Below are 12420 nucleotides of genomic sequence, written 5' to 3'. Positions count from 1 at the left end.
GGCGACCATGTCCACCAACCCATCGAAGCAGACATCCGATGCCGGAGAAGTGGCATCCAACCATCCGCTGTCTCCTCGCCACACCGTCACGAACTACCTCGGGGTCGGGCAGCTCGCTATCCTGACCCTCGTCGTGGTGGCGAGCCTGCGATCGCTTCCGGCGATGGCGGTCTACGGCCTCGGCAGCGTGACCCTGTACATCATCCCCGCCGTCCTGTTCCTCATCCCCACGGCCCTGGTGGCCGCTGAGCTGGCGACGGGGTGGAAGGGCGGCGTGTACGTCTGGGTTCGGGAGGCCTTCGGCAACCGCTGGGGCTTCACCGCGGTCTGGCTGCAGTGGATCCAGAACGTCGTCTGGTATCCCACGCAACTGGCCTTCATCGCGGCGGCGCTCGCGTTCGTCTTCGTCGATCCGTCACTGTCGGACTCCGGCCTGTTCACCGCGATCGTGATCCTGGTGGTCTACTGGGGCTCCACGCTGATCACGCTGCGCGGCGGCAACCTGTTCGCCAAGCTCGGATCCTGGGGCGGGATCCTGGGCACGCTGCTCCCAGCCGTGCTGCTGATCATCTTCGGCTTCATCTGGATCGGCACGGGCCAGAAGAGCGAGGTGTCGCTGGAGGCCTCGGCGATCATTCCGCCCTTCACCGGGATCGCCTCGATCGTGCTGATCGTCTCCAACGTCCTGGCTTATGCGGGCATGGAGGTCAATGCGGTGCACGTGAACCAGATGAAGGACCCGGGAAAGGGGTACCCGAAGTCTGTGCTGCTGGCGTCGATCCTGATCCTGCTGGTGTTCATCATCCCCACCATCGCGATCGCACTCCCGGTGCCGGAGAAGGACCTCGGGTTGACCAACGGCATCATGCTCGCCTTCCAGGCTTACTTCGATCAGTGGAACCTCGGATGGGCGACGGCTGTGGTCTCTGCGCTGATCGCCGCCGGAGCCCTCGCCTCGGTCATCACCTGGATCGCGGGCCCGTCGAAGGGGCTGCTTGCGGCTGCCGAAACAGGATTGCTTCCCCTCGGTCTGCAGAAGCGCAACAAGGCAGGCGTGCAGTCGGGCATCCTGATGCTGCAGGGCACGATCGTCACGATCCTCGCGGCGATCTTCATCATCGTGCCGAATGTGAGCGCGGCGTTCATCGCTCTCGTCGACATGGGGGCGGCGCTGTATCTGATCATGTACATGCTGATGTTCGCGGCGGCGATCGTCCTGCGCCGCAAGGAACCGAACGTGAAGCGCACGTACCGGGTGCCGGCCATGAATTTGGTCGCCGGGGTCGGATTCGTGGGGTGCCTCGCGGCGTTCGTCCTCGCGTTCGTGCCGCCCGACGGATTCACCGCGTTCCCGTCGGCGGCGTACCCGTGGATCGTCGGGCTCGTCATCGTCGTGCTCGGCGTGCCGCCACTCGTGTTCTACGCCGTGCGGCGCCCCACCTGGGACCGCCGGAGCCCGCAGGACAAGGCCAAGCACGGCACGCATGACGAGGATGACGCCGCAGCAGCGGCAGCCGGGGGCCCTCCGGCACCCGCCTCGTAAGCGCTTGGAATCGCCCTCCGGTCCGAGGACCGGAGGGCGATTCCGTTGCCGCGGGTGAGAGGATGGAGGAGCCATGCCGACCGACGCGCCTTCCTCTCTGCCTCCTGTCCTCCGACCGGACGCACCGCCCCTGCACACGCTCGACGAGCTCGCGGCACGCTTCGCCGTCGAGGTCCGGGGCGACACGACGGGCACCGCCCTGTCCGGCCTCACTCTCGCCACAGCCGACCTGCGGCCGGGTGATGTGTTCGTCGCCCTGCGCGGCGTCAACAAGCACGGCGCCGAGTTCGCCGCCGCCGCCGCCGAGAAGGGCGCTGTGGCCGTGGTCACCGACCGGGAGGGTGCAGAGGCCGCCGAAGCGAGCGGGCTTCCCGTGATCATCGTCGAGGACCCCCGCGGTCTTCTGGGCGAACTGTCGGCCTGGGTCTATCGCACGGGCCGCGACGACGATCTGCCTCTTCTGTTCGGCACCACGGGCACCAACGGCAAGACGAGCGTCTCGCACATCCTCGAGGGCATCCTGGGACAGCTGGGTGCCGTCACCGGCCTGTCATCGACCGCCGAGCGGCACATCGCCGGGCAGATCATCGTCTCGCGCCTGACCACGCCCGAGGCGTACGAGATGCACGCGCTCCTCGCCCTCATGCGCGAACGCGGGGTCGAGGCCGTCGCCGTCGAAGTCAGCGCGCAGGCCCTCAGCAGACACCGCGTCGACGGGATCGTCTTCGACGTCGCCGCCTTCACCAACCTCACCCACGACCACCTCGACGACTACGCCGACATGCGCGAGTACTTCGAGGCGAAGCTGCCGCTGTTCCGCGCCGACCGCGCCCGTCGCGCGGTGATCTCGCTCGACTCCGCGCCGGGCGTGGAGGTCGTCGAGCGGTGCGAGGTGCCCTGCACGACCGTCGGGACGCCCGATATCGCCGCCGACCCGGCGGTCGCGGCGCGGGCGGACTGGATCGTCGAGATCGTCGAAGAGCGTCAGAGCGGCACCGAGTTCCGCCTCACCGGCCCGGCCGGTCGGTCGCTGCAGACCACGGTCCCCGTCATCGGCCGCCACATGGCCGCCAACGCCGGCCTCGCCATCGTCATGATGCTCGAAGGCGGCTACGACTGGGAGACCATCACCGCCGCGCTCGAGCGCGACGGCGGCATCCGTGCCCACCTCCCCGGCCGCACGCAACTCGTCTCCGGCGAGCGCGGTCCCGCCGTCTACGTCGACTTCGGCCACTCCCCCGATGCGTTCGAGAAGACCCTCGCCGCCGTCCGGCGGGTCACGCAGGGCAGAGTGCTCATGCTCTTCGGCGCCGACGGCGACCGGGATGCCACCAAGCGCCATGACATGGGGCGCACCGCCGTGCTCGGCAGCGACATCCTCGTCGTCACCGATCACCACCCGCGATTCGAGGATCCGGATTCGATCCGGGCAACCCTCATCGAGGGCGCACGCCTCGCCCGGCCCGACGCCGAGATCCACGAGTACTCCCCGCCCGAGCGGGCGATCGTCGAGGCGGTCAAGCTCGTCGGCGAGGGCGACGCGATCCTCTGGGCCGGCCCCGGCCACCAGGACTACCGCGACATCCGCGGTCAGCGCACACCGTACTCGGCGCGCGAGCTCGCGCGGCGAGCGCTCCGCGACGCCGGGTGGCCGGTACCCGACCCCAGCTGGCCCGTGCCCTACTCCGACTGAGGCGACGCTGCACACCCTGGTTTCCCACGGGCGCGACAGTGGCGCAAGCGGGGCGGGCCGGACATAATGTTCTTTGTGGTCAGACCACAATGAACCACCGTGGTCAGACCATCGGATAGTGCTTCTCGTGCATGAACGCGAGCACACCCCACCCACGGGCGTAGCCTCGCATCAAGACGCCACGTGAGGCCTGGACGAGACCTCCCCCGGCAGCGACAGAATCGCTTGACGACGTAAGGAAGCGACCATGACCACCGTGTCCCCGACCCCTCTCACCGGCCCCGACGCCATGCCCGACGCCTGGGACGGTTTCACCGCCGGCCCGTGGCAGGACGGCATCGACGTGCGCGGCTTCATCCAGGCCAACTACACCCCGTACACCGGTGACGCCGGCTTCCTCGCCGGTCCCACCGAGCGCACGCAGCGCGTGTGGCAGCGGATCGTAGACATGTTCCCGGCCGAGCGCGAACGCGGCGTCTACGACGTCGACGCCCTCACCCCCGCCGGCATCACCGCGCACGCCCCCGGCTACATCGCGGAGGACGACGAGCTGATCGTCGGCCTGCAGACCGATGCGCCGCTCAAGCGCGCCATCATGCCCTACGGCGGATGGCGCATGGTCAAGGGCGCGCTGGAGACGTACGGCTACGACGTCGACCCGGGCCTGGAGAAGATCTTCACGACCTACCGCAAGACCCACAACGACGGTGTCTTCGACGTGTACCCGCCGGCGGTCCGCCGTGCCCGCAGCAGTCACATCATCACGGGGCTCCCGGACGCGTACGGCCGAGGCCGCATCATCGGCGACTACCGCCGCGTGGCGCTGTACGGCACGGACGCCCTCATCGCCGGGAAGAAGGCCGAGCGCGCCGAACTCGACATGCACTTCTCGACCGAGGAGATCATCCGTCAGCGCGAGGAGAACGCCGAGCAGATCCGGGCGCTGCAGGAGCTCGCCCAGATGGCCGCCGGCTACGGCTACGACATCACCCGCCCCGCGGCGACGGCCCGTGAGGCCGTGCAGTGGCTCTACTTCGCCTACCTCGGCGCGGTGAAGGAGCAGAACGGCGCGGCGATGAGCTTCGGGCGCAACACCGCGTTCCTGGACGTGTACATCGAGCGGGACCTCGCCCGCGGCATCCTGTCCGAGCAGGACGTGCAGGAGCTCATCGACGACCTCGTCATCAAGCTGCGCATCGTGCGGTTCCTGCGCACCCCCGAGTACGACGCGCTGTTCTCCGGGGACCCCACCTGGGTCACCGAGTCGATCGGCGGGACCGGCGAGGACGGGCGCACGCTCGTGACCAAGACGGCGTTCCGCTTCCTGCAGACCCTCTACAACCTCGGTCCCGCACCGGAGCCGAACCTCACGGTGCTCTGGAGCAACGACCTGCCCCAGGGGTTCAAGGAGTTCTGCGCCCGCGTGTCCATCGACACGTCGTCGATCCAGTACGAGTCCGACGCCCACATCCGCTCCCTCTGCGGCGACGACGCGGCCATCGCGTGCTGCGTGTCGCCGATGAAGGTCGGCAAGCAGATGCAGTTCTTCGGTGCCCGGGTCAACCTCGCCAAGACGCTGCTGTACGCCGTCAACGGCGGCCGCGACGAGGTGAGCGGCAAGCAGATCGCGCCGATCATGCCCGCCGTGGCCGGTGACGTGCTGGACTACGACGACGTGCGCGGCAAGTTCCGCGTCATGATGGAGTGGCTCGCCGAGACGTACGTCGATGCGCTCAACTGCATCCACTACATGCACGACAAGTACGCCTACGAGCGCCTCGAGATGGCGCTGCACGACCGGGAGATCCTGCGCACGATGGCCTGCGGCATCGCCGGCCTCTCGGTCGCGGCGGACTCGCTGTCGGCGATCAAGTACGCCACGGTCCACCCGGTCCGCGACGAGACGGGCCTCGTGGTCGACTACACCGTCGAGGGCGAGTACCCCTGCTTCGGCAACGACGACGACCGCGTCGACGACATCGCCCGGGAACTGGTCACCGAGTTCATGGAGATGCTCCGCCGCCACGAGACGTACCGCGGCGCCGTGCACACGCAGTCGGTGCTGACGATCACGTCCAACGTCGTCTACGGCAAGAAGACGGGCAACACCCCCGACGGCCGCCGTGCCGGTCAGCCCTTCGCGCCGGGTGCGAACCCGATGAACGGTCGCGACACCCACGGCATGCTCGCCTCCGCCCTCTCCGTCGCCAAGCTCCCGTTCGAGCAGGCGCAGGACGGCATCTCGCTCACCACCACGGTGGTGCCGGCGGGCCTCGGCCGCACCGAGGACGAGCGCGTGCAGAACCTCGTGGGTCTGCTGGATGCCCAGATGGTCTCGGGTGGCTTCCACCTCAACGTCAACGTGCTCACGCGCGAGACGCTCGAGGACGCCATGGAGCACCCGGAGAACTACCCCCAGCTGACCATCCGTGTCTCCGGATACGCGGTCAACTTCGTGCGTCTGACCCGCGAGCAGCAGCTCGATGTGATCAGCCGCACCTTCCACACGGGAATCTGACTCCCGTGTCCGCCATCCTGGTGCCGATGCCGAGTGCCGCACGCCCTGACTCCGACGGACATCACGCCCGCCTCGAAGCCATGCGGACGGGTCGCGTCGCGAGCGTGCATTCCTGGGAGCTCGTCACTTCCGTGGACGGCCCCGGCACCAGGATGACGCTGTTCCTCGCCGGCTGCCCGTTGCGCTGCCAGTACTGCCACAACCCCGACACGTGGCAGCAGCGTGACGGCGCGATGACCGACATCGACGACATCCTCGCAAGGGTCGCGCGTTACCTGCCGGTGTTCCAGGCGACCGGCGGAGGGCTCACGATCTCCGGGGGCGAGCCGCTGCAGCAGCCGGCGTTCGTCTCCCGCCTGGCATCCGAGGTTTCCAAGCTCGGCGTGCACGTGGCCCTGGACACCTCCGGCTTCCTCGGGCGCAACGCTTCGACGGCGCTGCTGAACGACCTCGACCTCGTGCTGCTGGATGTGAAGTCGGGACTGCCCGACACCTATCGCGAGGTGACGGGACGGGAGCTTCGCCCCACGATCGAGTTCGGCGACCGCCTGGCACAGCGTCGCGTGCCGGTGTGGATCCGGTTCGTCATGGTGCCGGGCCTCACCGACGCCCCCGAGAACGTCGAAGCCGTCGCCGACATCGTCTCGCGCTGGCCCAACGTCGCCAGGGTCGAGGTGCTGCCCTTCCACCAGATGGGCACCTCGAAGTGGGAGCGCCTGGGCATCGAGTATCCCCTCGCCGATGCCCGTCCGCCCGAGCCGGAGCAGGTCGAGGCCGTCCGCGACCGCTTCCGCGCGCGGGGCCTGGTCACGTACTGAGCCGCGTCGCCGCTACTGCGCGGCCGCGATCATGCGGTCGGCGGTGCGCCGCGCCCACTCCTCCGCCTCGGCGAGCGTCTCGCGGGTGAGGGTCTCGGGCGCTTCATGCGCGTCGACGACGCGCTGCACCGTCTCCACGATGCCGGTGAACGCGAGCGCCCCCTCGTGGAACGCGTCCACGGCCTGCTCGTTGGCGGCGTTGAACACCGCGGGGTAGGTGCCGCGGGCACGGCCGACGTGCTTGGCCAGCGCGACGGCGGGGAACGCCTCTTCGTCGAGCGGCTCGAAGGTCCACGTCGCCGCCGCGGTCCAGTCCAGCGGCCGACCGACCCCGGAGACCCGGTGCGGCCAGTCCAGCCCGAGCGAGATGGGCAACCGCATGTCCGGCGGCGACGCCTGGGCGATCGTCGAACCGTCGACGAACTCGACCATCGAGTGCACGATCGACTGCGGGTGGACCACGACGTCGATGTCGGCGTAGTCGACACCGAACAGCAGGTGCGCCTCGATCACCTCGAGACCCTTGTTCACGAGCGTGGCCGAATTGGTGGTGACCACGCGCCCCATGTCCCACGTCGGGTGCGCGAGCGCCTGGGCGGGGGTGACGGATGCCAGCTCGGCGCGCGTGCGCCCTCGGAACGGTCCACCCGAGGCGGTCAGCACGAGCCGGCGCACTTCCCCCGGCTCTCCCGAGCGCAGGGCCTGCGCGATGGCGGAGTGCTCGGAGTCGACGGGCACGATCTGCCCGGGGGCGGCGAGGGCGGTGACGAGATCGCCGCCGACGATGAGCGACTCCTTGTTGGCGAGGGCGAGGGTGCGCCCCGCCTCGAGCGCGGCGATCGTGGGGCCGAGGCCGACGGAGCCGGTGATGCCGTTGAGCACCACGTCGGCCTCCACGTCCCGCACGAGCTGCTCGGCTTCGACCGCCCCGAGCGCGGTGTGCTCGACGCCGAACTCCGCCGCCTGACGGGCCATCGCCTCCCGCTGCGACCCGGCCGACAGACCGACGACATCGAACCGGCCCGGATGGGCGCGGATGACATCGAGGGCCTGCGTGCCGATGGAGCCTGTGGAACCGAGGATGAGAACGCGACGCACGCGCCTCAGCCTACGGTCACTCGGTCGGGACGTGCTGGGCGCCGAGGATGTCCACGACGAACACGAGGGTCTGGCCCACGAGGTCGTCGTCGTTGATCTCGCCCTCGCCGTAGGCGACGGCCGGCGGCAGCACGGCGATGACCTGCGAGCCGACCTGCTGGCCGACGAGCGCGTCGGCGAAGCCCGGCACGACCTGGGTCGTGGTGAAGGTCGCGGGTGCCGAGCCCCAGCTCTGGTCGAAGACCTCGCCGGTGTTCCAGGACACGCCCTGGTACTGCACGAGCACGGCGTCGCCCTCGGCGATGGTCGTGCCGTCCCCCTGCTTCAGTACCGCGAGCTGGTACTCGGTGGGCGCGTCGCCCTCGGGAAGGGTCACGGTGGGCGCGCCGTCTTCGGAAAGCTCGACCGTCGGCATCCCCTCGACGGGCTCCTGCTCCTCGCCCCACGCGGCCGTCGGCACGATGTCCAGCAGGTCGAGCACGTAGACCTGCGCGCCGCTGCCGGTGGACTCGTCAGCGGGGAGGGTCACCGCCACGCGCGTGCCGACCGTGGCGCAGCCGAGGAAGGCCCCGATGCTGCTCTGGGCGCTGATCTGCTGCGGCAGCACCTCGCTCTCGGTGTAGCCGACGGACCCGAGCTCGGTCGCCGTCTCGGCATCCAGCCCGACGAACGCCACGTTCACGAGGTCACCGTCGGAGACCTGCTCGCCATCGCCCTCGACGAGCACGGTGCTCTGGATGTCCTCGATCTCCAGCGGCGCCGAGAAGCTGACGGTGGGGACCTCGCCCACCTCGCCCTCCGCCTCGACCGCGTCCGAGGCCGCGCCCGAAGGCAGCTTCGCATCGCACAGCGCGCTCGAATCGGGGCTCGCGGTGTCCGTCGGCTCCGGTGAGCTGCTGCACCCCGCCAGGAGGGCCACCGAAACGGCGGCGACGGACAGGGCGGCGAGTGGGCGGAAGCGCACGGGAATCCTCACGGGAGACGAAAAGGGGAACTCCCCCATCTTGTCGCACTCTGCTCCGTCGCGCCTGGGAGTCGCGTGCGGGGGCCATGCCCGAGGGTGCATGCGAACGGGAGTAATCTCGACTGGTGACCGTGCAGCAACCCGAACCCGACGAGCAGACGACCGGTGAAGGTTCCGTCCCCGGCATCGGCCTGGCCTACGTCATCGGCCGATGGGTCATCGCACCGCTCGCGCGCCTGTTCTACTGGCCGCGCATCGAAGGCCGCAAGAACGTGCCGCGCAAGGGCCCGGTGATCCTCGCGAGCAACCATCTGTCGTTCATCGACTCGTTCGCCATCCCCATGGCCTCCCCCCGCCCCGTCCGATTCCTCGCCAAGGCCAGCTACTTCGACGGCAAGGGGATCAAGGGCTGGTTCTCGCGGGAGTTCTTCTACGCCGTCGGGGCGTTCCCCGTGCAGCGCGGCGCCGGGCAGGCGGCCCTCGACGCCCTCGACCAGCAGAAGCGCATGCTCGAAGCAGGCTGGGCCACCGCCCTCTACCCCGAAGGCACCCGGTCGATCGACGGCCGCCTCTACAAGGGACGCACGGGCGTCGCCTTCCTCGCACTGCAGACGGGCGCCCCCGTCGTTCCGGTGGGACTCATCGGCACGAACGAGATCATGCCCGTGGGGGCGAAGTTCCCGCGGCTGCGGCCCCGCGTGACGGTGCGCTTCGGCGAGCCGCTGGATCTGTCGCACCACGGCCCCGCGTCGTCGGGTCGCGCTCGGCGCCTCGCCACCGACGAGATCATGGCCGCGATCCACGCGCTGTCGGGTCAGGAGCTCGCGAACGCCTACAACGAGGCGCCCGCCCAGAACCCGGTGGAGCGCATCAAGCAGGTCCTCCCGCACGAGCGCCGCTGAGCCGGGCGGTCAGTCGTCGCATCCGGCCCCTTCCCACCCGCCAACCGGGACATTCGCGACCACCGAACGGGGACGGGCGCACTCCCACTCGCGATGCCACGAAATCCGTCGTCGCATCCGGCCCCTTCCCACCCGCCAACCGGGACATTCGCGACCACCGAACGGGGACGGGCGCACTCCGCGGGCGCGACTCCCCCGCGGAGGCGGACTCAGCGTCAGCCCGCGACGGTGATGACCGGCTCGTGACGCACGGGGAAGTTCACCGAGTTCGCGATGAAGCACCACTGGTGCGCCTGCGCGTGCGCGGCGAGCGCGGCGTCGACCATCGCCGCCTCGGCGACGGTGACCTGCGGGTGCAGCACGACCTCCCGGAACGCCCCGCCCCCGCGGCCGTCCAGGGCCAGCACGCCGCTCGCCTCGTCGCGGTAGCCCGTGACCACGACGCCGGCCTGCACGCAGGCGTGCAGGTACGACAGCAGGTGGCATTCCGACAGCGCCGCCAGCAGCAGATCCTCGGGGTTCCATTTCGCCCGATCCCCCCGGAAGGGCCTGTCGGCGGATGCCTCCAGCGTCGGCTTGCCGGCGATGGCGACCGTCACCGAACGGTCGTAGTCGCGGTAGCCGCTGGTGCCGGTGCCGCGGTCGCCGGTCCACTGCGTCTGCACGAGGTAGCGGTGCTCACCGAACATCCCGTCAGTCTGCCACGCGGGCTGCGGGCCCCGGCGACGCTAGGCTGGCGTGGTGCCGCAGACGTTCTCCGCCAGTGACGCCGTGGAGCTCGCCGTACTCGAGCGCAGCGGCTTCGTCGAGTCCCGCCACACCGGGAGCGCCGTGGTGCTCTCCCCCGATGGGACGGTGCGCACCGCTCTGGGCGATGTCGACGCGCCGATCCTCCCCCGTTCCACGCTGAAGCCGCTGCAGGCGCTGGGGTGCCTCACCGCCGGTGCGGAGCTCGACGGCGAGCAGCTCGGGCTCGCCACCGCCAGCCACGCCGGCACCGACCGTCACGTCGCGGTCGTGCGCGCCATCCTGCACCGCGCCGGCGTGGGCGAGGACGACCTCGGCTGCCCGCCCGCGTGGCCGGGCGACACCGCCACCCGCGACGAGATCGTCCGCGAACTCGGCGCCCCGTCGCGCATCCGCATGAACTGCTCCGGCAAGCACGCCGCGATGATGCTCGCGTGCGCCGTCAACGGCTGGGACACCGAGACCTATCTGGACGTCAACCACCCGCTCCAGATGCACATCCGAGAGGTCGTCGAGCGGCTGAGCGGCACCAAGGTGGCCGTCACCGCGATCGACGGCTGCGGCGCGCCCGTGTACGGCATGAGCCTCACCGCGCTCGCCCGTGGCATCCAGCGCATCGCCACCTCCTCGGAGAGATCCCCCTTCGCCCTGCACCGCCACGCCGCCGCGCTCGTGCGCGCCGTGCGCGAGAACCCCTGGACGATCGACGGCGAAGGCCGCCCCGACACCGTCGTCATCGACAAGCTGGGCGTCTTCGCCAAGACCGGTGCCGAGGGCGTGCTGGTCATGGCCGCACCCGACGGCACCACCGTGGCGCTGAAGGTGCTCGACGGCAGTGCCCGCGCGGCGACCGTCGTCGCCCTCACCCTGCTCGTGCGGGCGGGGGCGCTGCCTGCGGCGCAGGTCGCCCAGGTGCTCGGAGCCCTTCCGCTGACCGTGACCGGCGGCGGCAAAGACGTCGGGGCCATCCGCCCGACGGTGTGACGGCGCCCTGACCCGGGGCGCGGAATGGAGCGATCAATGCGGATCTGCGTACCGACCGAGATCAAGAACAACGAGTACCGGGTGGCGCTGACCCCCGCCGGCGTCCACGACCTCGTCGCCTCCGGACACGAGGTGTTCGTGCAGCACGGCGCGGGCCTGGGGTCCTCGATGACGGATGCCGAGTACGCCGCGGCCGGCGCGACCCTGCTGGAGGACGCCGCCGAGGTGTGGGCACGTGCGGAGCTGATGCTGAAGGTCAAGGAGCCCATCGCCTCGGAGTACCGGTACTTCCGCGACGACCTGGTGCTGTTCACCTACCTGCACCTGGCAGCCGACCGCCCCCTCACCGAGCGGCTCGTGGCGGCGGGGGTCACCGCGATCGCGTACGAGACGGTGCAGCTGCCGGGCGGCAGCCTGCCGCTGCTGGCGCCGATGAGCGAGGTCGCCGGACGGCTGGCCCCCATGGTGGGAGCGTCGACGCTCATGCGCTCAGCAGGCGGGATCGGGCTGCTGATGTCGGGGGTCCCCGGCACCCGGCCGGCACGGGTCACGGTCATCGGCGGCGGCGTCGCCGGGGCCAACGCCGCATATCTGGCCGCCGGCATGGGCGCCGACGTCACGATCTTCGACACCAACGTGCAGCGGCTGCGGTTCCTCGACGACCACTTCCAGGGCCGGGTGAAGACGGCGGCATCCAACCCGCTCGATCTCGATGCCGCCGTGGTCTCCTCCGACCTCGTCGTGGGATCGGTGCTCATCCCCGGGGCCAAGGCCCCCAAGCTCGTCACGAACGCGATGGTGGCGCGCATGCGGCCGGGGTCGGTGCTCGTGGACATCGCCGTCGACCAGGGCGGCTGCTTCGAGGACACGCGGCCGACGACCCACGCCGACCCCACCTTCCTCGTGCACGGCAGCGTCTTCTACTGCGTCGCCAACATGCCCGGCGCCGTGCCCAACACCTCCACGTCCGCGCTGACCAACGCGACCATGCCCTACATCCGCCGCATCGTCGCGCAAGGCTGGCAGGAGGCGCTGCGCGCCGATCCGGCGCTGGCTGCGGGACTGAACACGCACGGCGGCGCCGTCGTCAACCCGGGCGTCGCCGCGGCGCACGGCATGACGGACTCGCCGCTGGCGGATGCCCTCGGGTGAC

The 12420-nt window shown here is 70.2% G+C and carries 10 protein-coding genes; 7 read left to right on the top strand and 3 right to left on the bottom strand.

Going from position 1 to position 12420, the window contains the following annotated elements:
- Positions 1-7: 7 nt before the first annotated feature.
- The 4 genes from ACFVR6_RS14160 (at position 8) to pflA (ending at position 6572) form a co-directional block, all read left to right on the top strand.
- Positions 8-1543, top strand: coding sequence for an amino acid permease (locus tag ACFVR6_RS14160; protein ID WP_386964118.1), 1536 nt, complete (start codon positions 8-10; stop codon positions 1541-1543).
- Positions 1544-1616: 73 nt separating this feature from the next.
- A complete protein-coding gene (locus ACFVR6_RS14155) occupies positions 1617-3236 on the top strand; it encodes a Mur ligase family protein (RefSeq protein ID WP_386964116.1) in 1620 nt (539 codons plus the stop codon).
- Between the two features lie 247 nt (positions 3237-3483).
- Entirely contained in the window at positions 3484-5754 is a 2271-nt protein-coding gene (gene pflB / locus ACFVR6_RS14150) for a formate C-acetyltransferase (RefSeq protein ID WP_386964114.1), read from the top strand.
- A gap of 26 nt (positions 5755-5780) precedes the next feature.
- Positions 5781-6572, top strand: coding sequence for a pyruvate formate-lyase-activating protein (gene pflA, locus ACFVR6_RS14145; protein WP_386964368.1), 792 nt, complete (start codon positions 5781-5783; stop codon positions 6570-6572).
- Between the two features lie 12 nt (positions 6573-6584).
- On the opposite strand, the gene dxr is transcribed toward pflA, so the two are convergent.
- Both dxr and ACFVR6_RS14135 read right to left on the bottom strand, forming a co-directional pair.
- Positions 6585-7670 carry a 1-deoxy-D-xylulose-5-phosphate reductoisomerase gene (gene dxr / locus ACFVR6_RS14140; protein ID WP_386964112.1) on the bottom strand — a complete coding sequence of 362 codons (1086 nt, stop codon included), beginning with the start codon at positions 7668-7670 and terminating at the stop codon, positions 6585-6587.
- A 16-nt stretch (positions 7671-7686) separates the two neighbouring features.
- The gene (locus ACFVR6_RS14135) at positions 7687-8634 is read right to left on the bottom strand and encodes an FKBP-type peptidyl-prolyl cis-trans isomerase (RefSeq protein ID WP_386964110.1); all 948 of its coding nucleotides are present in this window, start codon (positions 8632-8634) and stop codon (positions 7687-7689) included.
- 185 nt (positions 8635-8819) lie between these two features.
- Between ACFVR6_RS14135 and ACFVR6_RS14130 the strand changes: the two genes are divergently transcribed.
- Entirely contained in the window at positions 8820-9536 is a 717-nt protein-coding gene (locus ACFVR6_RS14130) for a lysophospholipid acyltransferase family protein (protein ID WP_386964366.1), read from the top strand.
- A gap of 215 nt (positions 9537-9751) precedes the next feature.
- Here the strand turns inward: ACFVR6_RS14130 and ACFVR6_RS14125 are convergent, their stop codons facing one another.
- Positions 9752-10225 carry an OsmC family protein gene (locus tag ACFVR6_RS14125; RefSeq protein WP_386964108.1) on the bottom strand — a complete coding sequence of 158 codons (474 nt, stop codon included), beginning with the start codon at positions 10223-10225 and terminating at the stop codon, positions 9752-9754.
- Between the two features lie 52 nt (positions 10226-10277).
- Between ACFVR6_RS14125 and ACFVR6_RS14120 the strand changes: the two genes are divergently transcribed.
- Both ACFVR6_RS14120 and ald read left to right on the top strand, forming a co-directional pair.
- Complete coding sequence (locus tag ACFVR6_RS14120; protein WP_386964106.1) at positions 10278-11267, top strand: asparaginase; 990 nt, start codon at positions 10278-10280, stop codon at positions 11265-11267.
- Between the two features lie 36 nt (positions 11268-11303).
- Positions 11304-12419, top strand: a complete 1116-nt coding sequence (gene ald / locus ACFVR6_RS14115; protein WP_386964104.1) for an alanine dehydrogenase — start codon at positions 11304-11306, stop codon at positions 12417-12419.
- The last annotated feature ends 1 nt before the right edge of the window (position 12420 follow it).

Source organism: Microbacterium sp. NPDC058021 (assembly GCF_042885955.1).
Taxonomy (GTDB): domain Bacteria; phylum Actinomycetota; class Actinomycetes; order Actinomycetales; family Microbacteriaceae; genus Microbacterium.
Note: the sequence above shows the minus strand (reverse complement) of the source record. Positions and strands in the feature narration are given on the sequence as shown.